Annotated in this window: 23 protein-coding genes and 1 tRNA gene; 2 read left to right on the top strand and 22 right to left on the bottom strand. The window is 64.4% G+C overall.

The window, feature by feature from the left end; translation table 11 throughout:
* From nuoI to tpiA, 12 genes are all read right to left on the bottom strand, one after another.
* Positions 1 to 486 (bottom strand): NADH-quinone oxidoreductase subunit NuoI, encoded by a 486-nt coding sequence (gene nuoI, locus AAG895_RS07670; RefSeq protein WP_345794908.1) that lies wholly within the window; start codon positions 484 to 486, stop codon positions 1 to 3.
* Positions 487 to 493: 7 nt separating this feature from the next.
* On the bottom strand, positions 494 to 1,543 hold the full coding sequence (nuoH, locus tag AAG895_RS07665) for an NADH-quinone oxidoreductase subunit NuoH (RefSeq protein ID WP_345794907.1): 1,050 nt from the start codon (positions 1,541 to 1,543) through the stop codon (positions 494 to 496).
* Positions 1,543 to 3,882: an NADH-quinone oxidoreductase subunit NuoG gene (nuoG, locus tag AAG895_RS07660; protein ID WP_345794906.1), complete on the bottom strand. Its 2,340-nt coding sequence runs from the start codon at positions 3,880 to 3,882 to the stop codon at positions 1,543 to 1,545. The genes nuoH and nuoG overlap by 1 nt, the downstream gene beginning before the upstream one ends.
* A complete protein-coding gene (nuoF, locus tag AAG895_RS07655; protein WP_345795253.1) occupies positions 3,876 to 5,180 on the bottom strand; it encodes an NADH-quinone oxidoreductase subunit NuoF in 1,305 nt (434 codons plus the stop codon). The genes nuoG and nuoF overlap by 7 nt, the downstream gene beginning before the upstream one ends.
* 11 nt (positions 5,181 to 5,191) lie before the next feature.
* Positions 5,192 to 5,671 (bottom strand): NADH-quinone oxidoreductase subunit NuoE, encoded by a 480-nt coding sequence (gene nuoE, locus AAG895_RS07650; RefSeq protein WP_345794905.1) that lies wholly within the window; start codon positions 5,669 to 5,671, stop codon positions 5,192 to 5,194.
* A gap of 97 nt (positions 5,672 to 5,768) precedes the next feature.
* Positions 5,769 to 7,022 (bottom strand): NADH-quinone oxidoreductase subunit D, encoded by a 1,254-nt coding sequence (locus AAG895_RS07645; RefSeq protein WP_345794904.1) that lies wholly within the window; start codon positions 7,020 to 7,022, stop codon positions 5,769 to 5,771.
* Complete coding sequence (locus AAG895_RS07640; RefSeq protein ID WP_345794903.1) at positions 7,015 to 7,620, bottom strand: NADH-quinone oxidoreductase subunit C; 606 nt, start codon at positions 7,618 to 7,620, stop codon at positions 7,015 to 7,017. The genes AAG895_RS07645 and AAG895_RS07640 overlap by 8 nt, the downstream gene beginning before the upstream one ends.
* Before the next feature lie 14 nt (positions 7,621 to 7,634).
* A complete protein-coding gene (locus AAG895_RS07635) occupies positions 7,635 to 8,111 on the bottom strand; it encodes an NADH-quinone oxidoreductase subunit B (protein ID WP_002926530.1) in 477 nt (158 codons plus the stop codon).
* Positions 8,112 to 8,114: 3 nt separating this feature from the next.
* Positions 8,115 to 8,489, bottom strand: coding sequence for an NADH-quinone oxidoreductase subunit A (gene ndhC / locus AAG895_RS07630; RefSeq protein WP_345794902.1), 375 nt, complete (start codon positions 8,487 to 8,489; stop codon positions 8,115 to 8,117).
* A gap of 107 nt (positions 8,490 to 8,596) precedes the next feature.
* Positions 8,597 to 8,681 (bottom strand) — tRNA-Leu (locus AAG895_RS07625).
* 65 nt (positions 8,682 to 8,746) lie between these two features.
* Positions 8,747 to 9,097 (bottom strand): preprotein translocase subunit SecG, encoded by a 351-nt coding sequence (gene secG, locus AAG895_RS07620; RefSeq protein ID WP_345794901.1) that lies wholly within the window; start codon positions 9,095 to 9,097, stop codon positions 8,747 to 8,749.
* A gap of 33 nt (positions 9,098 to 9,130) precedes the next feature.
* Entirely contained in the window at positions 9,131 to 9,838 is a 708-nt protein-coding gene (gene tpiA, locus AAG895_RS07615; protein ID WP_345794900.1) for a triose-phosphate isomerase, read from the bottom strand.
* 262 nt (positions 9,839 to 10,100) lie between these two features.
* On the opposite strand from tpiA, the gene AAG895_RS07610 reads away from it, so the two are divergent.
* The gene (locus AAG895_RS07610; protein WP_345794899.1) at positions 10,101 to 10,337 is read left to right on the top strand and encodes a DUF2789 domain-containing protein; all 237 of its coding nucleotides are present in this window, start codon (positions 10,101 to 10,103) and stop codon (positions 10,335 to 10,337) included.
* Between the two features lie 115 nt (positions 10,338 to 10,452).
* Here the strand turns inward: AAG895_RS07610 and pstB are convergent, their stop codons facing one another.
* The 8 genes from pstB to AAG895_RS07570 all read right to left on the bottom strand — a co-directional run bounded on the left by pstB (position 10,453) and on the right by AAG895_RS07570 (position 19,385).
* Complete coding sequence (gene pstB / locus AAG895_RS07605) at positions 10,453 to 11,217, bottom strand: phosphate ABC transporter ATP-binding protein PstB (RefSeq protein ID WP_345794898.1); 765 nt, start codon at positions 11,215 to 11,217, stop codon at positions 10,453 to 10,455.
* A 54-nt stretch (positions 11,218 to 11,271) separates the two neighbouring features.
* Positions 11,272 to 12,114: a phosphate ABC transporter permease PstA gene (gene pstA, locus AAG895_RS07600; RefSeq protein WP_345794897.1), complete on the bottom strand. Its 843-nt coding sequence runs from the start codon at positions 12,112 to 12,114 to the stop codon at positions 11,272 to 11,274.
* A gap of 12 nt (positions 12,115 to 12,126) precedes the next feature.
* On the bottom strand, positions 12,127 to 13,089 hold the full coding sequence (gene pstC, locus AAG895_RS07595; protein ID WP_345794896.1) for a phosphate ABC transporter permease PstC: 963 nt from the start codon (positions 13,087 to 13,089) through the stop codon (positions 12,127 to 12,129).
* A 114-nt stretch (positions 13,090 to 13,203) separates the two neighbouring features.
* A complete protein-coding gene (gene pstS / locus AAG895_RS07590; RefSeq protein ID WP_345794895.1) occupies positions 13,204 to 14,244 on the bottom strand; it encodes a phosphate ABC transporter substrate-binding protein PstS in 1,041 nt (346 codons plus the stop codon).
* A 143-nt stretch (positions 14,245 to 14,387) separates the two neighbouring features.
* Positions 14,388 to 15,740 carry a phosphoglucosamine mutase gene (gene glmM, locus AAG895_RS07585; protein ID WP_345794894.1) on the bottom strand — a complete coding sequence of 451 codons (1,353 nt, stop codon included), beginning with the start codon at positions 15,738 to 15,740 and terminating at the stop codon, positions 14,388 to 14,390.
* A gap of 56 nt (positions 15,741 to 15,796) precedes the next feature.
* Complete coding sequence (gene folP, locus AAG895_RS07580) at positions 15,797 to 16,627, bottom strand: dihydropteroate synthase (protein WP_345794893.1); 831 nt, start codon at positions 16,625 to 16,627, stop codon at positions 15,797 to 15,799.
* Positions 16,628 to 16,743: 116 nt separating this feature from the next.
* The gene (gene ftsH / locus AAG895_RS07575; RefSeq protein WP_345794892.1) at positions 16,744 to 18,636 is read right to left on the bottom strand and encodes an ATP-dependent zinc metalloprotease FtsH; all 1,893 of its coding nucleotides are present in this window, start codon (positions 18,634 to 18,636) and stop codon (positions 16,744 to 16,746) included.
* A gap of 125 nt (positions 18,637 to 18,761) precedes the next feature.
* Entirely contained in the window at positions 18,762 to 19,385 is a 624-nt protein-coding gene (locus AAG895_RS07570; protein WP_345794891.1) for an RlmE family RNA methyltransferase, read from the bottom strand.
* Between the two features lie 90 nt (positions 19,386 to 19,475).
* Here AAG895_RS07570 and yhbY point away from each other — a divergent pair, with 90 nt between their 5' ends.
* On the top strand, positions 19,476 to 19,937 hold the full coding sequence (gene yhbY, locus AAG895_RS07565) for a ribosome assembly RNA-binding protein YhbY (protein WP_345794890.1): 462 nt from the start codon (positions 19,476 to 19,478) through the stop codon (positions 19,935 to 19,937).
* Positions 19,938 to 20,025: 88 nt separating this feature from the next.
* Here the strand turns inward: yhbY and greA are convergent, their stop codons facing one another.
* Together greA and carB are read right to left on the bottom strand one after the other, a co-directional pair.
* Positions 20,026 to 20,502 (bottom strand): transcription elongation factor GreA, encoded by a 477-nt coding sequence (greA, locus tag AAG895_RS07560; RefSeq protein ID WP_345794889.1) that lies wholly within the window; start codon positions 20,500 to 20,502, stop codon positions 20,026 to 20,028.
* Positions 20,499 to 23,729: a carbamoyl-phosphate synthase large subunit gene (gene carB, locus AAG895_RS07555; protein WP_345794888.1), complete on the bottom strand. Its 3,231-nt coding sequence runs from the start codon at positions 23,727 to 23,729 to the stop codon at positions 20,499 to 20,501. Before carB ends, greA begins: the two co-directional genes overlap by 4 nt.
* Positions 23,730 to 23,765 lie beyond the last annotated feature (36 nt).

Genomic DNA, 23,765 nt, shown 5'->3' with positions numbered 1-23,765 from the left:
TTAGCGGTACTTGGCGTCCTGTTCGCGGTCGGCGGCGATCTGCGACTCGTGGCGATCCCCCACCGCGAGCAGCATCTGCTTGGTGTAGTAAAGATCGCCGCGCTGCTCGCCGTGGTACTCGAGCACGCGCGTTTCGACGATCGCATCGACCGGACAGGCCTCTTCGCAGAAGCCGCAGAAGATGCACTTGGTGAGGTCGATGTCGTAGCGCGTGGTGCGCCGCGAACCGTCGTCCCGCTGCTCCGACTCGATGGTGATCGCCATGGCCGGGCAGATCGCCTCGCACAACTTGCACGCGATGCAGCGCTCCTCGCCGTTCGGATAGCGGCGCAGCGCATGCAAACCGCGGAAACGGTTGCTTTGCGGCGTTTTCTCCTCAGGGAACTGAACCGTGATCTTGCGCTGGAAGAAATGCCGCCCGGTCAGGGCCATGCCCTTCACAAGTTCCTTCAGGAACAGACTGCCGATGTAATCCTTGGCACCCATGGTCTTCTCAACTCCAGATCGACAACGGCGACATCATCCACACCGCGACCACGAACACCCACACCAGGGTGACCGGGATGAACACCTTCCAGCCCAGACGCATGATGTGGTCGTAGCGGAAGCGCGGGAAGGTGGCACGCGCCCACAGGAAGATGAACAGGATCGCGGCCGTCTTCAACGCCAGCCAGTGAAACCCGTCGGGCAGGAAGCCCACCGGCGACAACCAGCCACCGAGGAACAGGATCGAGGTCAGGATCGACACCAGGATCATGTTCGCGTACTCGGCAAGGAAGAACAGCGCGAAGGTCATGCCCGAGTACTCGACCATGTGACCCGCCACCACTTCCGCCTCGCCCTCGACGACGTCGAACGGCGCGCGGTTGGTCTCCGCGATCCCCGAAATCACATACACCACGAACATCGGGAACAGGGGTAGCCAGTTCCACGACAGGATGCCGAGACCCATGTCGGCGAAACGCCCCTCGCCCTGCGACATGACGATATCGGTGAGGTTGAGGCTGGCCGAGATCAGCAACACGCAGATCAGGGCAAAGCCCATCGAGACCTCATAGGACACCATTTGCGCGGCCGCACGCATCGAGCCGAGGAAGGGGTACTTGGAGTTCGAGGCCCAGCCGGCGACGATCACGCCGTAGACCTCCATCGAGGTGATCGCGAGGAGGAACAGCAGGCCCGCATTGACATCGGCGAGAACGAGACCGTCCCCGAAAGGAATGACCGCCCACGCCGCCAGGGACGGTGCGATGGCGAGAATGGGGCCGAGGATGAACAGTCCCTTGTTCGCGCCGCTCGGAACGATGATCTCCTTGAACAGCAGCTTCACGCCGTCAGCGATCGGCTGCAGCAGGCCCTTCGGTCCAACGCGGTTGGGGCCGATCCGAACCTGCATGAAGCCGATGACCTTCCGCTCCGCGAGCGTGAGGTATGCCACGGCGATCATCAGCGGCGCGATGATCGCAACGATCTTGAGCAGGGTCCAGATAGCGGTCCAGGAAGGACCGAAGAACTCGGCAACGGGTTGCAGCATCGCTTCCATCAGACACGCTCCACGCTGAGATCACCGCTCATCGCACCGAGCGCAGCGGTAGTGGGATGCGCGGCCGCCACGCGCACGCAGCCGGCGGCGAGGTTCTCATCCACCTGAGCGATCAGTTCGACGCTCGCCGCCCCTTGCGAAACACGAACCCGGTCGCCGGTAGCGATACCGAGCGCGCCAAGGGTCGCGGGCGACATGCGCGCCGTAGGTTGGGCCGCATCGCGCGTCTTCTGCAGCGAGGGTGCGCGGCGCACCATCGGATCGGCGAAGTAGATCGGCACGTCAGCCACGCGCTCGAGTGCGGTGGCGCTGCCGAGCGCCGCGTTCACGAGGACGCCCTCGAGCCCGTTGTCGAGACGGGACGGCGCATCTGTCCCCAAGGCCTCATCGCGCACTGCCTCGGAATCACCATAGCCGAAGCCCTCGAGCGCGAGCAGATTGCCCAACACGCGCAGCACCTTCCAGCCTGGCCGGACTTCGCCCGCCGGTCGCGCGACGGCCGCGAAGCTCTGAGCCCGGCCCTCGCAATTCACGAACGTACCCGAGGTCTCGGTAAAGGGTGCGATCGGCAGGATCACATCTGCCGTCTCACGCAGCGTCGTTGAATCGAAGGCGCTCAGGGCCACCACCAGCTGCGCTGAAGACAGTGCAGCCACAGTGGCCGACGGATTCGCGAAGTCGAGCTCGGGCTCAGCGCCCAGGACCACGTACGCACGCCGGGGTTGATCGATCATGGCAGCGGCGTCGAGCCCACCCTCTCCGGGGAGCGCGCTGGCCAGATAGCCACCCACGCTGTTGGCGGCCTCGCCGATGAAGCCGAAGCTGCCACCGGTCAGGCGGGCAATCTCTTGCGCCAGCATCTGCAGCTCGCTCGCGCGCTGATGCTGAACCGCCAGGCTGCCGAGCCACACCGCGACCTTGCGTCCGCTGGCGAGGCTCTGCGCGATCGCGCGGGCCTCCTCGGATACCGTCGCGGGAAGCTTGCCGAGCAGCGCGACGCTGACCTCGGCGCCAAGCTCCTGTGCCAGCGCAGCCACGACCTGCGCGAGGGTGGCGACCATGGCCGACGGCGCGACCAAGGCGCGATTGCGCACGGGGAGCAACCACTCCTCGGCGTTCGGCCCGATGGCGCTGACATGCAAGCCCTTCTTTGCAGCCTGGCGAACGCGCTGCGCCAGCAGCGGTGCGTCCTTGCGCAGGAAGCTGCCGACCACGAGCAGACGCGTCAGCTCCCTGACGCCTGCGACCGGCATGCCCAGCCAGGGCGCCCCTGCACGCTTGCCGTCAGCACGGAAGTCGGACTGGCGGAGACGGAAATCGACGTTCTCCGAACCCAGGCCGCGAACCAGCTTCTGCAGCAGATAGAGTTCCTCCACGGTCGAGTGCGGCGACGCGAGGGCACCGATCGCAGTCGCACCATGGTCCTTGGCGATGCCACGCAGGCCCGTGGCGACGAACTCGAGCGCCGCTTGCCAGTCGACCTTCTTCCATTGGCCGCCCTGCTTGATCATCGGGGCAGTGAGACGATCCTCGCTGGCGAGGGCTTCATACGAGAAGCGGTCCTTGTCGCTCAGCCAGCACTCGTTCACTTCTTCGTTCTCGAGCGGAAGCACGCGCTTCACGACGTCGTGCTTTGTCTGGACGATGAGGTTCGAGCCGAGCGAGTCATGCGGACTCACCGACTTGCGCCGAGACAGCTCCCAGGTGCGCGCAGCGAAGCGGAAGGGCTTGGAGGTCAGCGCGCCAACCGGACACAGGTCGATGATGTTGCCCGACAGCTCGGAGTCGATCGTTTTCTCGATGAAGGGCATGATCTCCGCGTGTTCGCCGCGGAAGGCCTGGCCAAGCTCCATCTCGCCGGCGATCTCTGCCGTAAAGCGAACGCAGCGCGTGCAGTTGATGCAGCGCGTCATGTCGGTCGACACGAGCGAACCGAGATTCTTGTTGAACACCACGCGCTTCTCTTCCTGATAGCGCGAGGCGGTCGAGCCATAACCCACCGCGAGGTCCTGCAGCTGACATTCGCCGCCCTGGTCGCAGATCGGACAGTCGAGCGGGTGATTGATGAGCAGGAACTCCATCACCCCCTTCTGCGCCTTCACTGCAAGCTCGGAGTGCGTCCAGACCTTCATGCCATTGGTGACCGGCGTGGCACAGGCGGGGAGCGGCTTGGGCGCCTTCTCGACCTGCACCAGGCACATGCGGCAGTTGGCCGCGATCGAGAGCTTCTTGTGATAGCAGAAGTGCGGAATGTAGGCACCGGCAACGTTCGCAGCCTCGATCACCGTGCTGCCGTCGTTGACCTGGACCTGCTTGCCGTCGATTTCGATCTCTAGCATGACGGGCTCACGTAGATTTGACTGCCAGCGCGCTGCACTTCCGGCGGCACGAGGCACTTCTTGTTTTCGATGTGATATTCGAACTCGCTGCCGAAGTGCTTCACGAAGCTCTGCACCGGCATCGAGGCGGCGTCGCCGAGGGCACAGATCGTCCGGCCCATGATGTTGGTCGTCACCGAATTCAGCAGATCGAGGTCATCCGGACGCCCCAGGCCGTTCTCGATCCGGTGCACCACGCGATAAAGCCAACCCGTCCCTTCACGACAGGGGGTGCATTGACCGCAGGATTCCTCGAAATAGAAATACGACAGTCGCTCGAGCGCTTTGACCATGCAGGTCGTCTCGTCCATGACGATGACCGCGCCCGAGCCGAGCATCGAGCCCGCCTTGGAGATCGAGTCGTAGTCCATCGTGCAGTCCATCATCACGCTGCCCGGGACGACCGGAGCGGATGAGCCGCCGGGGATGACCGCCTTGATCTTGCGGCCGCCACGCATCCCGCCTGCCATCTCGAGCAGTTCTGCGAACGGAGTGCCGAGCGGGATCTCGTAGTTGCCCGGGCGATTGACGTGGCCCGACACCGAGAACAGCTTCATGCCCCCGTTGTTGGGCTTGCCGAGGTTCAGGAAGGCCTCGCCGCCCATGTTCATGATGAAGGGCACCGAAGCGAAGGTCTCGGTGTTGTTGATCGTGGTCGGCTTGCCGTACAGGCCGTAGCTCGCCGGGAACGGCGGCTTGAAGCGCGGCTGCCCCTTCTTGCCCTCGATCGACTCCAGTAGCGCGGTCTCCTCGCCACAGATGTAGGCGCCGTAACCGTGGTGCGCGAAGAGCTCGAAGGAGAAGCCGCTGCCGAGGATGTTCTGGCCGATGAAGCCGGCCTCGCGCGCTTCCGCGAGCGCCTCCTCGAAACGTGAGTAGGTCTCGAAGATCTCGCCGTGGATGTAGTTGTATCCGCGCGCAGCGCCCATCGCATAGGCGGCGATCGCCATGCCCTCGATGACGCTGTGCGGGTTGTAGCGCAGGATGTCGCGATCCTTGAACGTGCCCGGCTCGCCCTCGTCGGAGTTGCATGCGAGGTATTTGTCGCCCGGGAACGAACGCGGCATGAAGCTCCACTTCAGGCCGGTCGGGAAGCCCGCGCCACCGCGGCCGCGCAACACCGAGGTCTTCAGCTCGGCGATGATCGCGTCCTGGGGGGGCTTCTCGGCGAGAATCTTCTTCAGCGCGGAATAACCGCCGCGCGCCACATAGTCCTGGAGCCGCCAGGTGCGGTCGCCGTCACAGCCGGCGAGGATCATTCCTTGCGTGCTCATTTCTTGTCCAGGTCGGCCAGCATCTGGTCGATCTTCTCGGTGGTCATCCAGCTGCACATGTGGTGGTTGTTCACCAGCAGCACCGGGGCATCACCACAGGCGCCCATGCACTCGCCTTCCTTGAGCGTGAACCTGCCGTCGGGCGTGGTCTCGTTGAACTCGATGCCGAGCTTCTGCTTGAGATAGTCGGCAGCATGCACGCCGCCGGAGAGCGCACACGGAAGGTTGGTGCACACGGTGATCTTGTGGCGCCCGACCGGCTCGAGGTCGTACATGTTGTAGAAGCTCGCGACCTCGTAGGCGGCGATCGGCGGCATGTCGAGATAGCGCGCGACGAACTCGATGAGTTCCTTGGGCAGCCAGCCCTTCTCGACCTGCGCGATCCGCAGCGCGGCCATCACCGCGGACTGCTTCTGATCGGGCGGATACTTGGCGATCTCTCGATCGATCTGGTGCAGCGATTCCTGGCTCAGCATGTCGTCTTGATCTTCCGGATAGCCTGCCGATTCTTGTTTGGTTCAGTGGCGTCCCGCGAGGCGCCGCTTTGATGCTGCCGGCGAGCCGGCTACGGCGTCAGCGGTCGATTTCGCCGAACACCACGTCCATCGTGCCGATGATCGCCACCACGTCGGCGATCATGTGGCCGCGCGCGATGTCGTCCATCGCGGCGAGGTGCGCGAAGCCCGGCGCGCGCAACTTGAGGCGGTATGGCTTGTTCGCACCATCGGACACCGCATACACACCGAACTCGCCCTTCGGATGCTCGACCGCCGAGTACACCTCGCCCTTCGGAACGTGCATGCCTTCAGTGAAGAGCTTGAAATGGTGAATCAGCTCTTCCATGTTGGACTTCATCGCCTCGCGCGAGGGCGGCGCGACCTTGTGGTTGTCGGTGATGACCGGGCCGGGGTTCTTGCGCAGCCAGTCGATGCACTGCTTGATGATGCGGTTCGACTGGCGCATCTCCGCCATGCGGCACAGGTAACGGTCGTAGCAGTCGCCGTTCTTGCCCACGGGGATGTCGAAATCCATGCGGTCATAGACTTCGTAGGGCTGCTTCTTGCGCAGGTCCCAGGCGATGCCCGAGCCGCGCAGCATCGGGCCGGTGAAGCCCCACGCCAGCGCCTGCTCCGGGGACACGACGCCGATGCCGACGGTACGCTGCTTCCAGATCCGGTTGTCGGTCAGGAGCGTCTCGTACTCGTCGCAGTAGGTCGGGAAGCGGTTGATGAAGTCCTCGAGGAAGTCGAGCAGCGAACCTTCGCGACTGGCGTTGAGCTCCTTGACCGTCTTCTCGTTCTTGAACTTGTTGACCTCGTACTTCGGCATGCGGTCCGGCAGGTCGCGATAGACGCCACCCGGGCGGTAGTACGCAGCGTGCATGCGCGCGCCCGAGACCGCCTCGTAGGCATCCATCAGATCCTCGCGCTCACGGAAGGTGTAGAGCACCATCGTCATCGCGCCGATGTCGAGCGCATGGGTTCCGATGTTGAGGAGATGGTTCAGGATGCGCGTGATCTCGTCGAACATCACCCGGATGTACTGCGCACGCTCAGGAACCTGCACGCCGAGCAGCTTCTCGATCGCCATGCAGTAGGCGTGCTCGTTGCACATCATCGACACGTAGTCCAGGCGATCCATGTAGGGAACGGACTGAACCCAGGTACGCGTCTCGGCGAGCTTCTCGGTGCCGCGATGCAGCAGGCCGATATGCGGATCTGCGCGCTCGACGACCTCGCCGTCGAGCTCGAGCACGAGGCGGAGCACGCCGTGCGCAGAGGGGTGCTGCGGACCGAAGTTGATCGTGTAGTTGCGGATTTCAGCCATGGCCGACGTTCCCGTAATTCTCTTCGCGCACGATGCGCGGCGTGTTCTCGCGCGGCTCGATGGTCACCGGCTGATACACCACCCTGCCCTGCTCCGGGTCGTAGCGCATCTCGACGTAACCCGACACCGGGAAGTCCTTGCGGAAGGGGTGACCGACGAAACCGTAGTCGGTCAGGATGCGCCGCAGGTCGGGATGACCGGAATACATGATCCCGTAGAGGTCGAAGGACTCGCGCTCGTACCAGTTGGCGCTCGGCCACACATCCACTACGGAGTCGACCACCGGAAACTCGTCGTCGTCGGCGAACACTTTGAGGCGGAGGCGCCAGTTGTGCTTCACCGACGTCAGGTGCGCCGCCGAAGCGAAACGCTTTCCGTCCCACGGCTCATGGCCGTAGGCCGAATAGTCGAGACCGGAAATGTCGATGAGCTGCTCGAAGTGCAGATCGGCATGATCGCGCAGCTCGCGCGCGACGCGCAGGTACTCGGAGGCAGGAACCTCGATCGTGACCTCACCGCGATCGACTGCGAGCGAAGCGATCCGCTCACCAAAGACGTCGCGCAAGGTTTGGCTCAGGCGTTCAAGCTTGGCACTCATGTCTGGGACACCCGTCAGCGCGCAATCGTGTTGGTGCGCTTGATCTTGTTTTGCAGCTGGAGAATGCCGTAGATCAGCGCCTCGGCCGTCGGAGGACAGCCCGGCACATAGACATCGACAGGCACGATGCGGTCGCACCCGCGCACGACCGAGTAGGAATAGTGGTAGTAACCACCGCCGTTGGCGCACGACCCCATGGAGATCACCCAGCGCGGCTCCGACATCTGGTCGTAGACCTTGCGCAGCGCCGGCGCCATCTTGTTGCACAGGGTACCCGCCACGATCATCAGGTCGGACTGGCGCGGACTGGGACGGAAAACCACCCCGAAGCGGTCTAGGTCGTAGCGGGAGCATCCCGCATGAATCATCTCAACCGCACAGCAGGCCAGACCGAAGGTCATCGGCCACAACGAGCCGGTGCGCGTCCAGTTGATGACCGCATCGAGCGAGGTGGTGACGAACCCCTCGCGAAACACGCCCTCAATGCTCATGCATTACTCCCAGTCGAGTGCACCGTTCTTCCACTCGACGATGTAGCCGATTACCAGAATCGCAAGAAAGACCATGACCGAACCGAAGACGAACCAGGCGACCTCTCCGGCTGCGATGAACTCCTGGAAGACCGTCGCCCACGGGAAAAGGAAGGCGATCTCGAGATCGAACAGGATGAAAAGAATGGCGATCAGGTAATAGCGAACGTCGAACTTCATGCGGGCGTCTTCAAACGCCTCGAAGCCGCATTCGTAGGGAGAGTTTTTTTCCGTATCGGGACGATAGGGAGCGAGCAGACGCCCGAGGATGACTGGAGCAACACCAAAGCCCAAACCAACGAGCATGAACATCAGGACGGGAAAATAATTTTCCAGCATGTCCAGAAACCCCCATTTACGTTGGACGGCGTCAGATACGCGCCGTCGTTATTGTTTTATGGCTGCTCTGCATGGAAACGCCCGCTATTGCGGGCGTTCCCGGAATGTGGTGCCGACGATGAGACTCGAACTCATACGGCTTTCGCCACTACCCCCTCAAGATAGCGTGTCTACCAATTTCACCACGTCGGCGCTTCACTTGGAAAGCCGCATAATTATATGAGCTTTTGCGCACCGCGCAAAGAGCTCGCGCCCAATTATTTGGGAATGGATTGCGCCGGCGAGGTATCGACCGGGACGGCGGGCGCCGCCTCGGACGCGGGCGCCGTCTGCACCCCCTCCATCACGCTGGAAGGCGCGGCAGGCTTGTTGCTCGCGAGGTAGCTGAGCCCCAGGCTGGTAAGGAAGAAGACCGTCGCCAGCACCGCGGTGGTGCGGCTGAGAAAGTTCGCGGAACCGGACGACCCGAACAAACTGCCCGACGAACCGCTACCGAAAGCGGCCCCCATGTCGGCGCCCTTGCCGTGCTGCACAAGCACGAGACCGATGACACCGAGACCGACCAGCACATGAACAGTCAGCACGAGAGAAAAGAGGTAATCACCCATCACAAACCTTGAATAAGACCAGACATTGAACAATCAAGCGGCTTCTGCCGCAGCGCGACAGATCGCCATGAAATCCCCTGCAACCAACGATGCGCCACCGATCAGGCCGCCATCGACGTCCTCGGCGGCGAACAGGGCACGGGCATTGTCGGGCTTCACGCTGCCACCATAAAGGATCCGCACGCCGCCCGCTGCAATGCCCTGCCCCCTCAGCCACGCGCGGATGTCGCGATGCACCTCGGCAACCTGCTCGACGGTCGCCGAACGGCCGCTACCGATCGCCCACACCGGCTCGTAGGCGATGACCACCTCCCCCATCGCCTCCGCACCGAGCACCTCCCGCACCGCGGCGAGCTGGCGACCGATGACCTGAAGAACGGCACCCGCATCGCGCTCGGCAAGCGTCTCGCCCACGCACACGATCGGCACCAGCCCCCCCTCGAGGGCCGCACGCGCCTTGCGTCCGACCATCAGGTCATCCTCTCCGAACAGCGCACGGCGCTCGGAATGCCCCACGATGACATAGCGGCAACCGAAATCCGCCAGCATCGAGACGCTCACTTCGCCCGTGTACGCTCCGGCCACATGCTCGCTGACATCCTGCGCGCCGAGCATCAGTCCGGCAGGGCGTTCCTGAAGCTGCGCAAGGTACGGATAGGGCACACAGAGCACCACTTCCACACCGGGCTGGACACTGAGTCCTTCGAGCAGGACACGATTGGCAGCCAGGCTGCCGTTCATCTTCCAGTTCCCAGCGACGAGTCGGATCATTGAGCGCGCGTAACCAAGAGGTTAAACCGCAGGATTATAGGATGGGCAAGCTCCTGGGAGCAAATGGCTGTAACCATTGCCCCTACTGAGGATGTCCGCTGCGGCCCGACCGCCCGATCGCACCGCAGCCCTCGCGGACGTGCATCCCACGCCTCGATCACGCGCGCTCGACTATAGTCAGGTTAGGCTGACCGGCGGCCACTCAGCCGCCTTGCGTTGAAAGGAGACCATCATGGAACAGCCCGTACACGTCCTTGCCGACCTCTTCGCCCAGCTCGGCCTCGAGAACGACCGTCGCGCAATCGATGCATTCATCAGAGCGCACGCGCCGCTGCACGACAGCGTGAAATTGGCAGACGCGCCTTTCTGGACCGAGGCCCAAGCGGCATTTCTGCGCGAGCAGCTCGCTGTGGATGCGGACTGGGCCGAGTTGGTGGACCAGCTCAACGCCGCCTTGCGCGCACGTTGATCGCAGGGTTCGCCGCAGCCCGGCGGCGAACCAACGAACAAGGGGCGATCGCTCGCCCCCCTTGCCTGGCTGCGCCGATCCGCGGGGCGGGCGCCCTGCGGTCGTCGCATGCGCGTCAGCCGAAGCGCCCGGTGATGTAGTCCTCGGTTTCCTTCTTCTTCGGCTTGACGAAGAGTTCATCGGTCACGCCGAACTCCACCATCTCGCCGAGATACATGTAAGCGGTGTAGTCGGAGATCCGGGCCGCCTGCTGCATGTTGTGGGTGACGATGACGATCGTGAACTCTGCCTTGAGTTCGTCGATCAGCTCTTCGATCCGTGCCGTTGAGATCGGATCGAGCGCCGAGGTCGGCTCATCGAGCAGGATCACCTCCGGCTTGACCGCGATGCCGCGCGCGATGCAAAGGCGTTGCTGCTGTCCGCCCGACAGGCTCATGCCGCTCTGATTGAGCTTGTCCTTAACCTCGTCCCACAGCGCCGCCTTGCGCAGCGCCCATTCGACACGGTCATCCATGTCCTTGGATGACAGCTTTTCGTGCAGCTTCACCCCGAAGGCGATGTTGTCGTAGATCGACATCGGGAACGGCGTCGGTTTCTGGAAGACCATGCCGATCTTTGCGCGCAGCACGCTGACGTCGATATCCGACCCGAGCAGGTTGCGACCGTCGAACAACAGTTGGCCTTCGGCGCGCTGCTCCGGATAGAGGTCGTACATGCGGTTGATCGTCCGCAGCAGCGTGGATTTGCCGCAGCCCGACGGACCGATGAAGGCGGTGCACTTGTGGCGCGCCATCTTGAAGTTGATGTTCTTTAGCGCGTGGAACTTCCCGTAGTAGAAGTTGAAGTCCTTGAACTCGATCTGCGCGTCGGTGATTTCCATTCTCTTCTCCAATCTCGGCCCGCGGCACGGGCCTGGATTGTTTTCGGTTGTCGCTTAGTTGAGCTTCTCGGCACGCAGGAAGACGCGTGCGACGATATTGAGGATGAGCACGCCCATCGTGATCAGGAATACACCGGCCCAGGCCAGCTCCTGCCAGTTCGTGAAGGGACTCATGGCGAACTTGAAGATCGTCACCGGCAGATTGGCCATCGGCTCGTTCAGATTCAGCGTCCAGAACTGATTGGAGAGCGCCGTGAAGAGCAGCGGCGCGGTCTCACCGGCAATGCGCGCCACGGCGAGCAGCACGCCCGTCAGCACACCGGCGCGCGCGGCGCGCAGCGTGACCTTGGAGATCACCACGCTTTTTGGCGCGCCGAGCGCGAAAGCCGCTTCGCGCAGGGTGTTCGGGATCAGCTGCAGCATGTTCTCGGTGGTGCGCACCACGACCGGGAGCACGATCAACGCCAGCGCGATCACCCCCGACCAGGCGGAGAACTTGCCGGTCTGCGCCACCACCACCGCGTACACGAACAGACCGATCACGATCGAAGGCGCGGACAGCAGAAGGTCATTGATGAAGCGGGTGACCGATCCCAGCCAGTGATAACGGCCATACTCCGCCAGATAGACCCCGGCAAGGATGCCGATCGGCGTACCCAGGAGCGTGGCAAGCACGACCATGATCAGGCTGCCCACGATCGCGTTGAGCAGTCCACCGGTCTCGGCGCCCGGCGGCGGCGTCATCTCGGTGAAGAGGGTGAGCGACAAGCCCGCCAGGCCGAGATCGAGCACGGTCCACAGGATCCATGCGAGCCAGAACAGGCCGAAGGCCATGGCCGACAGCGACAGCGTGAGCGCGACCCGGTTGGTCAGTTTGCGTCTTGCGAGAAGATTCATGTCGGTCCCCGGTCAGCTCTTCGTTCCCTCGCCCTTGGCGAGGCGCAGGAGCAGCAGTTTCGACACCACCAGCACGATCAGGGTGATCACGAACAGGATCAGGCCCAGCTCCATCAGCGCCGCGGTGTGCAGGCCGGGGTCCGCCTCGGCGAACTCGTTGGCAAGCGCCGAAGTGATGCTGTTGCCTGGCGCGAACAGCGAGGCGGAGTCGAGGAAGTTCGTATTGCCGATGACGAAGGTCACCGCCATCGTCTCGCCCAGCGCGCGCCCGAGGCCGAGCATGACTCCGCCGATGACGCCGGTCTTGGTGTAGGGAAGCACGACGCCCCACATCACCTCCCATGTCGTGCAGCCGACGCCATAGGCGGACTCCTTGAGCATCGGCGGCGTCACCTCGAACACGTCGCGCATCACCGAAGCGATGTACGGAATGATCATGATGGCGAGGATGATGCCGGCACACAGCAGGCCGATGCCGAGCGGCGCGCCGGCGAACAGCTTGCCGATCACCGGCACTTGGCCAAGGGTGGCCTGCAGCCCGGGCTGGATGTATTTGGCAAAGATCGGAGCGAACACCAGCAGGCCCCACATGCCATAGACGATCGAAGGGATCGCCGCGAGCAGCTCGATCGCGGTGCCGAGAGGGCGGCGCAACCAGGCCGGGGCCATCTCGGTAAGGAAGAGGGCGATCCCGAAGCTCACCGGCACCGCGATGAGCAGCGCGATCACCGACGTGACGATGGTGCCGTAGATCGGGATCAGCGCACCGAACTCCTCCATCGGCGGGTTCCAGGCATCCGAGAAGAGGAAGCCGATGCCGAAGGCCTGAATGCTCGGCCAGGAGGCGTAGACAAGCGCAATGATGATCCCGGCAAGGAGGATCAGCGTAAGCCAGGCGAAGGACTTCGCCATGGTACCGAACAGTCTGTCGCCGAACTTCTTCGACGCTGACGACTTGAATCCGGTCGTTTGCATGGGGCCACCAGAAAGGGCGGCCACGTCTGCGCCGCCCCCCGCGGAAAGATTATGGCCAAGGGCCCCCTGGGCCCCTGGCTGCACGCTGGATCGAGCCACTCGGCCGACTCCGAATTACTTCGCAGAGTAGACCGGATTGCCGGCGCTGTCCTTCATCTCGCCCCAAGAGGCGCGGATCAACTCGACGGTCGCCTTGGGCATCGGAATGTACTCGAGCTCGAGCGCCATGTCGGCACCATTCACGTAGGCCCAGTCGAAGAACTTGAGCACTTCAGCGCCCTGCGCCGGCTTGTCCTGCAGCTTGTGCATCAGGATGAAGGTCGCGCTGGTGATCGGCCACGACTTCGCGCCCGGCTGGTTGGTGAGAATCTCGTAGAACGCCGACTTCGACCAGTCGGCACCCTCTGCGGCGGCCGCGAAGCTCTCGTTGTTCGGCTCCACGAACTGCCCGTCCTTGTTCTGCATGATCGCGTGCGCAAGCTTGTTCTGCTTCGCATAGGCGTACTCGACGTATCCGATCGCACCCGGCAGGCGCTGCACGAAGGCCGACACACCCTCGTTGCCCTTGCCCCCGAGGCCGACCGGCCACTGCACCGCGGTGCCTTCGCCGATCTTCTCCTTCCACTCCGCCGAGACCTTCGACAGGTAGTTGGTGAACACGAAGGTGGTCCCGGAACCGTCAGCGCGGCGGACCACACCGATGTCCTGCTCGGGAAGCTTGACATCCGGGTTCAGCGCGACGATCGCCGGATCGTTCCATTTCGTGATCTTGCCCTGGTAGATCTGAGCCAGGACTTCACCCGTGAACTTCATCGCGCCCGGCTGGACGCCCTCGATATTGACCACCGGCACAACCGCGCCGATGGCGGTGGGGAACTGCTGCAGGCCGCCTTCAGCCAGCTTCTCCGGGGTCAAGGGCATGTCGGAGGCGCCGAAGTCCACCGTCTTGGCGTTGATCTGGCGAATGCCGCCACCCGAGCCGATCGACTGGTAATTCACACGGTTGCCGGTGGCCTTCTGGTAGGCGTCAGCCCACTTGGCATACAGGGGCGCCGGGAACGAAGCGCCCGCGCCGGTGATGTCGAGCGCGTGGGCACTTGCAGCGAACAGCACGGTCGAGCACGCGGTGAGAACAACTTTGGTCGAGAAACGCATCTTGACTACCTCGGGTTGGAAAACTGAGCCCGTAAGGTAGCAATGCATTGTTACAGCCACGTTTCATGTCATCGAAGCGGAAGATTCGCGCAATCTTCATCGCCACGAAGCCGAGGCGCAAAAGCACCCCGGCACGGCCGCGTTCAGGTGAAAGCATGCTCCACTGCAGCGGCAATCTCGCGCGCGAGGCGGTCGACGAGCTCGCCGTCCTGCCCTTCCACCATCACGCGCAGCAGGGGTTCGGTGCCGGACGGCCGCAGCAGCACCCGGCCGGCATCGCCCAGGGTCTGCTCGGCGTGTGACTGCGCCCGCGAGATTCCGCTGTCGGCCCGCCAGTCGAAACCTGCCGGCATGCGGACGTTGATCAGCCGCTGCGGGTAGAAGACGAGATCCGCGCAGGCGTCGGCGAGCGAGACGTCACGCTGCTTGAGTGCGGCCAGCACCTGCAGCGCCGATACGATGCCGTCGCCGGTCGTGTGCCGGTCGAGGCAGATGATGTGCCCGGAATTCTCGCCCCCGAGTTTCCAGCCGCGCTCGTGGAGCAGTTCGAGGACGTAGCGATCGCCCACCTTCGCGCGCGCGAAAGGTGCGCCAAGACGGCCAATCGCATGCTCGAAACCGAGATTGCTCATCAGGGTACCGACCACGCCATCTAGCCGCCCCTCGGCCTGCCGTGCGCAGGCCACGACGTAGAGCAGCTTGTCGCCGTCGTAGATCTCGCCACGGTGATCGACCATGATCAGGCGGTCGGCATCGCCATCGAGGGCGATACCGAGATCGGCGCCCTGGGCCAGCACCGCCTGGCGCAGATGCTCGGGCCGCGTCGCACCGACGCCGTCGTTGATGTTGAGGCCATTGGGGTCGACGCCCACCGCCAGCACTTCGGCGCCGAGTTCGTGGAACACCCGGGGCGCAATCTGGTAGGCCGCGCCGTGGGCGCAGTCCACCGCGATCCGCAGCCCGCGCAGGTCCAGCTCGTTGGGGAAGGTGCTCTTGCAGAACTCGATGTAACGCCCCGCGGCGTCGTTGATGCGACGTGCCTTGCCCAATCGCGCGGACTCTACACACCCCATCGGCTCTTCCAGGCGAGCCTCGATCTCCGCCTCGACCACGTCGGGCAGCTTCGCTCCGCCCGCGGAGAAGAACTTGATTCCGTTGTCGTAGAAGGGATTGTGCGATGCCGAGATCACCACGCCGGCCTGCAGGCGGAGGGCGCGCGTCAGGTAGGCGACTGCGGGGGTCGGGATCGGACCCGCCAGCATCACGTCGACGCCGGCCGCAGCAAAGCCGGCCTCGAGGGCGGCCTCGAGCATGTAACCCGAAATGCGGGTGTCCTTGCCGATGAGCACCGCCGGGTGCTCACCGGCGGGCAGCTTCTCGCGCGCCACCAGGGTCACGCCCGCCGCGTAGCCCAGCCTCATCACGAACTCGGGGGTGATCGGGGCATCACCCACCTTGCCACGCACCCCGTCGGTGCCGAAATACTTGCGCGCCATCATCGCTCCAGCAGCTTCGGAAAGCGCGGATTATGACACCGGTCAGCGCTGGCTGCTCATTCGATGCCGAGCGTCGCCTGCCAGACCTTCAGCGCATCCAGCGTGGGCGCCACGTCATGGACCCGCACGATCGCTGCGCCACGCTGCACGGCGATAAGCGCCGCGGCGACGCTCGCCGCCAGGCGCTCGCCCACCTCGCGCCCAGTGACGGCACCCAGCATCGACTTGCGCGACATCCCGGCCAGCACCGGCAAGCCCCCCGCACTGAAACGCTCGAGCTCGCGCAGCAGGGCGTAGTTATGCACCGTACGCTTGCCGAAGCCGAAGCCGGGATCGAGAACGAAACGCTCACGGACCGCGCCAGCAGCCTCGAGCGCCGCTACGCGCTCGTCCAGGAAGGCCATCACTTCACCCACCACATCGTCGTACCGCGGATCCTGCTGCATCGTACGCGGCTCACCCTGCATGTGCATCAGGCACAGCCCCGCCGTTCCGTCCGCGACCGCATCGATGGCGCCCGGAGCACGAAAGGCGTTGATGTCGTTGATCATGTCGGCACCGGCGGCGAGCGCTGCCACCATCACGGCCGGCTTCACCGTGTCGATCGAGAGGGGCACCTGCCAGGGGCGCGCCAACTCCACGAAGCGCACCACCCGCTCGAGTTCGACCGCTTCGGGCACCGGGTCCGCACCTGGCCGCGAAGACTCCGCGCCGATGTCCAGCATGTCGGCACCCTCCTCGAGCGCGCGCTCCGCGCGGGCAAGTGCGGCTCGCACGTCACCCTGGAGCCCGTCTCCGGAAAACGAGTCGTCGGTCAGGTTGATGATCGCCATGACCTTGGGTCGGTCGAGATCGAGCTTGAAACGGCCACACTGAAGGATGGGCATTCGACTGTCCTGATGAGCCTCACCACTGCCTTGGGCATGCGGTACGGCGGCAAATGAAAAAGGCCGGCATTGCCGGCCCGAATGATCGCTGACGATCGGGACTGGGACTACGGGCTTCAGGCAGCAGGAGCCGGAGCAGTGGGTGCCGCACCAGGCGCATCGTCCTTCGGCCGCACGGTCGGGGTACCTGCAGGCTTGGGCGGGCGCGGCGGGCGACCTGCCATGATGTCGTTCACCTGATCTGCATCGATGGTCTCCCACTCCAGCAGAGCCGCAGTCATCGCCTCGACCTTGTCGCTGTTCTCTTCCAGCAGACGGCGAGCGAGCGAGTACTGCTGGTCGATGATGCGGCGAATCTCGGCATCGACCTTCTGCATCGTCGCCTCGGATACGTTGCGGTGGGTGGTGACCTGACGGCCGAGGAAGATCTCGCCTTCCTCCTCGCCATACACCATCGGCCCGAGCGTATCGGACATGCCCCACTGCGTCACCATCCGGCGGGCCAGATCCGTTGCGCGGGCAAAGTCGTTCGAAGCGCCCGTCGTCATCTGCTTCATGAAGATCTCTTCGGCGATACGGCCACCAAAGAGGACGGCGATGGTCTGCAGCAAACGATCCCGATCCTGGCTGTAACGATCCTCGGTCGGCAGCTGCATGGTCACACCGAGCGCTCGTCCGCGCGGGATGATGGTGACCTTGTGCACAGGGTCGGTCTTGTCTAGGAGGCGCGCGACGACGGCATGCCCGGACTCGTGGTACGCGGTGTTGCGTCGCTCCTCCTCGGGCATAACCACCGAGCGGCGCTCGGCACCCATCATGATCTTATCCTTGGCGCGCTCGAAGTCCTCCATGTCCACCAGGCGCTTGTTGGCGCGCGCGGCGAACAGCGCAGCCTCGTTGACCAGGTTGGCGAGATCCGCGCCCGCGAAACCGGGGGTGCCGCGCGCCAGCACCTGCGGGTCGACATCGGGTGCGATCGGCACCTTGCGCATGTGGACCTTCAGGATCTGCTCACGGCCACGGATGTCGGGCAGCGCCACCACCACCTGGCGGTCGAAGCGGCCCGGACGCAGCAGCGCGGGGTCGAGCACGTCGGGGCGGTTGGTCGCGGCGATCACGATCACGCCGGTCTGGCCCTCGAAGCCATCCATCTCGACGAGCAGCTGGTTGAGCGTCTGCTCGCGTTCGTCGTTGCCTCCGCCGAGGCCCGCGCCACGCTGGCGGCCCACCGCGTCGATCTCGTCGATGAAGATGATGCAGGGCGCCTGCTTCTTCGCCTGCTCGAACATGTCGCGCACGCGGGCCGCGCCCACGCCGACGAACATCTCCACGAAATCGGAACCCGAAATCGAGAAGAAGGGCACCTTTGCCTCACCCGCGATCGCCTTGGCGAGCAGCGTCTTGCCCGTGCCTGGCGAACCGACCATCAGCACGCCCTTGGGAATGCGGCCGCCGAGTTTCTGGAACTTGGAGGGGTCGCGCAGGAACTCGACAAGCTCGAACACCTCTTCCTTCGCCTCGTCGCAGCCGGCAACGTCGGCGAAGGTGATCGAGTTGGCCGATTCATCCAGCATCCTCGCCTTGCTCTTGCCGAACGAAAACGCGCCCCCCTTGCCGCCGCCCTGCATCTGGCGCATGAAGAAGATCCACACGCCGATCAGCAACAGCATCGGGAACCAGGATACAAACACGCTCGCGAGGAAGGACTGCTCCTCCTCCGGCTTGCTCGCATTGATCTGCACGCCATAGCGCATCAGGTCGGAGACCATCCAGATATCCTGGACCCCCGGGGTATAGACCGTGATCGTGCGTCCTTCCTGGGTGGTCGCCTTGAGCACCCGGCCATCGATGGTCGCACGCGTTATGCGCCCCGCCTTGGCTTCCTCCAGGAACTGGGAGTACTCCATGGTGCTCGTGGGCGTCTGGCGCGCATTGAACTGGTTGAATACGGTCATCAGCACGACGCCGATGACCATCCAGATCGCGAGATTCTTGAAGAGATTGTTCAACTTTCTGTTCCCCGAAAGCCGTTCTGGCCTGTACGCGACTGACCGATTCTAGTGGTGAACGTTCCCACGGGCAAACCAATGACCCGTATTGGAGACGACAATGGCACCCGTGGGCGCCGCATGCATCAGCGCTGGCGCGGCCCCTTGCCGAGCAGATAGACCTCCGCGCTGCGGTCGCGCGAGGCCTTGGGCTTGCGCACCTGGACGGCAGCGAAGGCCGCATCCATCTGCTTGCGATACTCCATGAACCCCTCCCCCTGGAATACCTTCACCAGGAAATGTCCGCCCGGCTTCAGATGGCGGACTGCAAAATCCAGTGCGAGCTCGCAGAGATGTATCGAACGCGCCTGGTCGACCGTCGCCACGCCCGAAAGGTTCGGTGCCATGTCGGAGAGCACGACGTCCACCCGCCCGCCCTCGAGCCGGGCCTCGAGCTCCGCCAGGACGGAATCTTCGGTGAAGTCGCCGAGCATGAAGTCCACGCCGGCGACCGCCTCCATCGGCAACAGGTCGAGCGCGAATATGCGCCCCTTGGGGCCACAGCGCTTGACCGCAACCTGGCACCACGAACCCGGCGCCGCGCCGAGATCGACGACCACCGCGCCCGGCTTGAGCAGATGATCGCGCTCGTCGATCTCGAGCAGCTTGTAGGCCGCGCGGGCGCGATAGCCGTCGGCCTGCGCGCGCTGCACATAAGGGTCGTTCACATGGTCATGCACCCAAGCACGACTGGTCTTGTTCTTCTTCATCCGCTCGACTGCTGCTCCATTAACGGCCATACGTGCAGCGCAAGGAGTAGAATCCGCGTCCCAGGCTTCACACGCATCCAGAGAATTTCAATGACCGAGCTCACCCCGGCCCAGCGCCGCGACCTGCGCGCCCGCGCCCATCACCTGAACCCCGTGGTCACGATCGCCGGCAACGGCCTCGCGCCGAACGTCGTCGCCGAGATCGAGCGCTCGCTGCAGGCGCACGAGCTCATCAAGGTCAAGGTCCAGGGTGCCGAGCGCGAACAGCGCGACGCCCTCATGAAGGAACTGTGCGCGGCGCTCGACGCGGCACCCGTCCAACACATCGGCAACATCCTCGTCGTCTGGCGGGCACGCAGGGAAGACGACAAGCCCACCGCCGCGGTCGAAAAGAAGCCCGTGCGCGCCGCCACTGCGAAGTCCGCCGCGGCCTTCGCCGCCGCAGCCCGCCGGGCCGCGCTTGCCAAGGCGAGCGCCGAATCGCGGCGCTCGCCCGCCCGCGCACCGGCTGCGCGCGGCCGCGGCGCGGGCGGCAGTTCCCGCGGACGCTGAGCCTGGGCCGCGCTCGGACGCGTGCCAGCAAAACGAAGAGGCGGTGCATCTGCACCGCCTTTTTCAACGCCTCTTTGTCCGCCTACCGTCAGATGTAGCGGACGTCTATCACCTCGTACTCTCGCACCCCGCCCGGCGCCTGCACCTCGGCAATGTCGCCGGCGTACTTGCCGATCAGTGCGCGCGCGATCGGCGAGCTGATCGAGATCTTGTTTTCCTTGATGTCGGCCTCGTCGTCGCCGACGATCTGATAGGTCACGACCTGACCCGAGTCCATGTCCTCGAGTTCGACAGTGGCGCCAAACACACAGCGGCCGTCCGCATCAAGCAGCTTGGGGTCGATGATCTGCGCGTTCGCGAGCTTGGCTTCGACCTCCATGATGCGGCCTTCGATGAAGCCCTGACGATCCTTGGCGGCCTCGTACTCTGCGTTCTCGGAGAGGTCGCCGTGCGAACGCGCCTCCGCGATCGCAGCGATCACGTTCGGGCGCTCCACGGTCTTCAGGCGGTGCAGTTCGGCGCGCAATTTCTCGGCGCCGGCCACGGTAAGCGGAGTCTTGTTCATGCTTGCTGGTTCAGTTCGGCGTGCAGGCCCTGCACGGAATAGACCTCGAGTCCGCCCGCGAGATGGCGCATGCCCATGCACGCAGCCCGCGCGCCCTCGATGGTGGTGAAGATCGACAGCTTGGCGGCGAGCGCACTGGTGCGGATGGAACGCGAGTCGGTGATCGCCTGGCGCTTCTCTTCGACCGTATTGATGACCATCACGAGTTCCTCGTTCTTGATCATGTCCACGATATGCGGTCGGCCCTCGTTGACCTTGTTCACCACGCTCACCGGGATCCCCGCAGCCTCGATGACCGAGGCGGTACCGCGAGTGGCGACCAGGGTGAAGCCGAGATCGTGGAGCTCACGGGCCACCTCGACCGCGACCGGCCGGTCGCTCGGCTTGACGCTGATGAACACCGCACCCGCGGTCGGCAACCGGACCCCGGCGCCGAGCTGGCTCTTGACGAAGGCCTCGGCGAAGCTGCGGCCGACGCCCATGACCTCGCCGGTGGACTTCATCTCGGGGCCGAGGATGGTATCCACGCCGGGGAACTTCACGAACGGGAAAACCGCCTCCTTGACCGAGTAGTACGGCGGCACGATCTCGCCGGTCACCCCCTGGCTGGCCAGGCTCTGCCCTGCCATGCAGCGTGCGGCGACCTTGGCCAGCGGCAGCGAGCAGGCCTTCGACACGAAGGGCACGGTACGCGAGGCGCGCGGATTCACCTCGAGCACGAACACGACCGCGTTGTCGCCCTCGCCCTGGATCGCGAACTGCACGTTCATCAGACCGACGACGTTGAGCGCGCGCGCCATCGCCTCGGTCTGGCGGCGCAGTTCGTCCTGCAGCGCCGGCGTCAGCGTGTACGGCGGCAGCGAGCACGCCGAGTCCCCCGAGTGCACGCCGGCCTGTTCGATGTGCTCCATGATGCCGCCGATCATGACCTGCTTGCCGTCGGACAGCGCATCGACGTCGACCTCGGTGGCGTCGTTGAGGAAACGGTCGAGCAGGACCGGCGATTCGTTGGAGACCTTGACCGCCTCGCGCATGTAGCGCTCGAGATCCTTCTGCTCATGCACGATCTCCATCGCGCGCCCACCGAGCACGTAGGACGGCCGCACCACCAGCGGGTAGCCAATCTCGGCCGCCAGCCGCACGGCCTCTTCCGGCGTGCGTGCGGTGCGGTTGGGCGGCTGGCGCAGCCCGAGGTCGTTGAGCAGCTTCTGGAAGCGCTCACGGTCCTCGGCGGCGTCGATCATATCCGGGCTGGTGCCGATGATCGGCACGCCGTTCTCCTCCAGCGCCTTGGCGCGCTTGAGCGGGGTCTGGCCGCCGAACTGGACGATCACGCCGACCGGCTTCTCGATGTGCACGATCTCGAGCAGGTCCTCGAGCGTGATCGGCTCGAAGTACAGGCGGTCCGAGGTGTCGTAGTCGGTCGACACGGTCTCGGGGTTGCAGTTGACCATGATGGTCTCGTAGCCATCCTCGCGCAGGGCGAGTGCGGCATGGACGCAGCAGTAGTCGAACTCGATGCCCTGGCCGATGCGGTTGGGACCGCCGCCGAGCACCATGATCTTCTTCTTGTCGGTCGGACGCGCCTCGCACTCGTCCTCGTAGGACGAATACATGTACGCGGTGGAGGTGGCGAATTCCGCCGCGCAGGTATCCACGCGCTTGAACACCGGCCGCACGCCGAGCGCATGACGGTGCAGGCGCACCGCGGTCTCGTCGCTGTTGAGGAGCTTGGCCAGACGGCGATCGGAGAAGCCCTTGCGCTTGAGCTCGCGCAGCTCGGGCGCCTGCAGCGCCTTCAGCGAGCGGCCCACGAGCGCCTTCTCGGAGAGCACGATGTCCTCGATCTGGGCCAGGAACCAGGGGTCGATCTTCGACAGGTTGTGCACCTGGTCGAGGGTCATGCCCTCACGGAAGGCCTGGCCGACGTACCAGATGCGCTGCGGGCCGGCGCTGGACAGCTCGTGCTCGAGGTCGGCGTCGTCGGCCTCGATCTCGTCCAGGCCGTAGGCGCCGACCTCGAGGCCGCGCAATGCCTTCTGGAACGACTCCTGGAAGCTGCGCCCCATGGCCATGACCTCGCCCACGGACTTCATCTGCGTGGTCAGGCGGTCATTGGCCTGCGGGAACTTCTCGAACGCGAAGCGCGGGATCTTGGTCACGACATAGTCGATCGAGGGCTCGAAGGACGCCGGCGTGGCGCCGCCGGTGATGTCGTTCTTGAGCTCGTCGAGCGTGTAGCCCACCGCCAGCTTGGCCGCGACCTTGGCGATCGGGAAGCCGGTGGCCTTGGAGGCCAGCGCCGACGAACGCGACACGCGCGGGTTCATCTCGATGACGATCATGCGACCGTCCTGGGGGTTGATGGCGAACTGGACGTTCGAGCCCCCGGTATCCACCCCGATCTCGCGCAGCACCGCGATCGAGGCGTTGCGCATGATCTGGTATTCCTTGTCGGTCAGCGTCTGCGACGGGGCGACGGTGATCGAGTCGCCGGTATGCACGCCCATCGGATCGAGGTTCTCGATCGAGCACACGATGATGCAGTTGTCGGCGCGATCGCGCACGACCTCCATCTCGTATTCCTTCCAGCCGAGCAGCGACTCCTCGATAAGGAGTTCGTTGGTGGGGCTGGCCTCGAGACCGCGCTTGCAGATCTCCTGGAACTCTTCCATGTTGTAAGCGATGCCACCACCGGTGCCGCCGAGCGTGAAGCTCGGGCGGATGATCACCGGGAAGCCGATGCCGCCCTGGACCTGCAGCGCTTCTTCCATGCTGTGGGCGATGCCCGAGCGCGCGGAGCCGAGACCGATCTTGGTCATCGCGTCCTTGAACTTGAGACGGTCCTCGGCCTTGTCGATCGCCTCTTCCGAAGCGCCGATGAGCTCGACGCCGTACTTGGCGAGCACACCGTGGCGGCCGAGATCGAGCGCGCAGTTGAGCGCGGTCTGGCCACCCATGGTCGGCAGGATCGCGTCGGGGCGCTCCTTGTCGATGATGCGCTCGACGACCTGCCAGGTGATCGGCTCGATGTAGGTGACGTCGGCCGTCTCCGGGTCGGTCATGATCGTGGCCGGGTTCGAGTTGACCAGGATGACCTTGTAGCCTTCCTCGCGCAGGGCCTTGCAGGCCTGGGCGCCGGAGTAGTCGAATTCGCAGGCCTGGCCGATGATGATCGGGCCTGCGCCGATGATCAGGATGCTCTTGATGTCTGTACGTTTCGGCATTGTCTTGCCTCGGTGATTCCTCGACGCAGCGGCTGT

Origin of the sequence: Thauera sp. JM12B12 (assembly GCF_039614725.1) — a bacterium.
In the GTDB taxonomy this organism is placed as follows: domain Bacteria; phylum Pseudomonadota; class Gammaproteobacteria; order Burkholderiales; family Rhodocyclaceae; genus Thauera.
The sequence above is the reverse complement of the archived record's forward strand: the minus strand, read 5'-3'. Positions and strand labels throughout refer to the sequence as shown.

Coding starts and splice junctions, on each gene's coding strand:
- pstC (WP_345794896.1), bottom strand. CDS start 13,089: ATGCAAACGACCGGATTCAAGTCGTCAGCGTCGAAGAAGTTCGGCGAC.
- yhbY (WP_345794890.1), top strand. CDS start 19,476: ATGACCGAGCTCACCCCGGCCCAGCGCCGCGACCTGCGCGCCCGCGCC.
- AAG895_RS07635 (WP_002926530.1), bottom strand. CDS start 8,111: ATGAGCATTGAGGGCGTGTTTCGCGAGGGGTTCGTCACCACCTCGCTC.
- secG (WP_345794901.1), bottom strand. CDS start 9,097: ATGGGTGATTACCTCTTTTCTCTCGTGCTGACTGTTCATGTGCTGGTC.
- tpiA (WP_345794900.1), bottom strand. CDS start 9,838: ATGAACGGCAGCCTGGCTGCCAATCGTGTCCTGCTCGAAGGACTCAGT.
- carB (WP_345794888.1), bottom strand. CDS start 23,729: ATGCCGAAACGTACAGACATCAAGAGCATCCTGATCATCGGCGCAGGC.
- nuoH (WP_345794907.1), bottom strand. CDS start 1,543: ATGGAAGCGATGCTGCAACCCGTTGCCGAGTTCTTCGGTCCTTCCTGG.
- nuoF (WP_345795253.1), bottom strand. CDS start 5,180: ATGATCCTCGCCGGCTGTGACGGCGACCGCACCTGGCGGCTCCAGGAC.
- pstB (WP_345794898.1), bottom strand. CDS start 11,217: ATGGAAATCACCGACGCGCAGATCGAGTTCAAGGACTTCAACTTCTAC.
- folP (WP_345794893.1), bottom strand. CDS start 16,627: ATGCCCATCCTTCAGTGTGGCCGTTTCAAGCTCGATCTCGACCGACCC.
- nuoE (WP_345794905.1), bottom strand. CDS start 5,671: ATGCTGAGCCAGGAATCGCTGCACCAGATCGATCGAGAGATCGCCAAG.
- pstS (WP_345794895.1), bottom strand. CDS start 14,244: ATGCGTTTCTCGACCAAAGTTGTTCTCACCGCGTGCTCGACCGTGCTG.
- ndhC (WP_345794902.1), bottom strand. CDS start 8,489: ATGCTGGAAAATTATTTTCCCGTCCTGATGTTCATGCTCGTTGGTTTG.
- AAG895_RS07570 (WP_345794891.1), bottom strand. CDS start 19,385: ATGAAGAAGAACAAGACCAGTCGTGCTTGGGTGCATGACCATGTGAAC.
- AAG895_RS07645 (WP_345794904.1), bottom strand. CDS start 7,022: ATGGCTGAAATCCGCAACTACACGATCAACTTCGGTCCGCAGCACCCC.
- nuoI (WP_345794908.1), bottom strand. CDS start 486: ATGGGTGCCAAGGATTACATCGGCAGTCTGTTCCTGAAGGAACTTGTG.
- AAG895_RS07640 (WP_345794903.1), bottom strand. CDS start 7,620: ATGAGTGCCAAGCTTGAACGCCTGAGCCAAACCTTGCGCGACGTCTTT.
- nuoG (WP_345794906.1), bottom strand. CDS start 3,882: ATGCTAGAGATCGAAATCGACGGCAAGCAGGTCCAGGTCAACGACGGC.
- pstA (WP_345794897.1), bottom strand. CDS start 12,114: ATGAATCTTCTCGCAAGACGCAAACTGACCAACCGGGTCGCGCTCACG.
- AAG895_RS07610 (WP_345794899.1), top strand. CDS start 10,101: ATGGAACAGCCCGTACACGTCCTTGCCGACCTCTTCGCCCAGCTCGGC.
- glmM (WP_345794894.1), bottom strand. CDS start 15,740: ATGGCGCGCAAGTATTTCGGCACCGACGGGGTGCGTGGCAAGGTGGGT.
- greA (WP_345794889.1), bottom strand. CDS start 20,502: ATGAACAAGACTCCGCTTACCGTGGCCGGCGCCGAGAAATTGCGCGCC.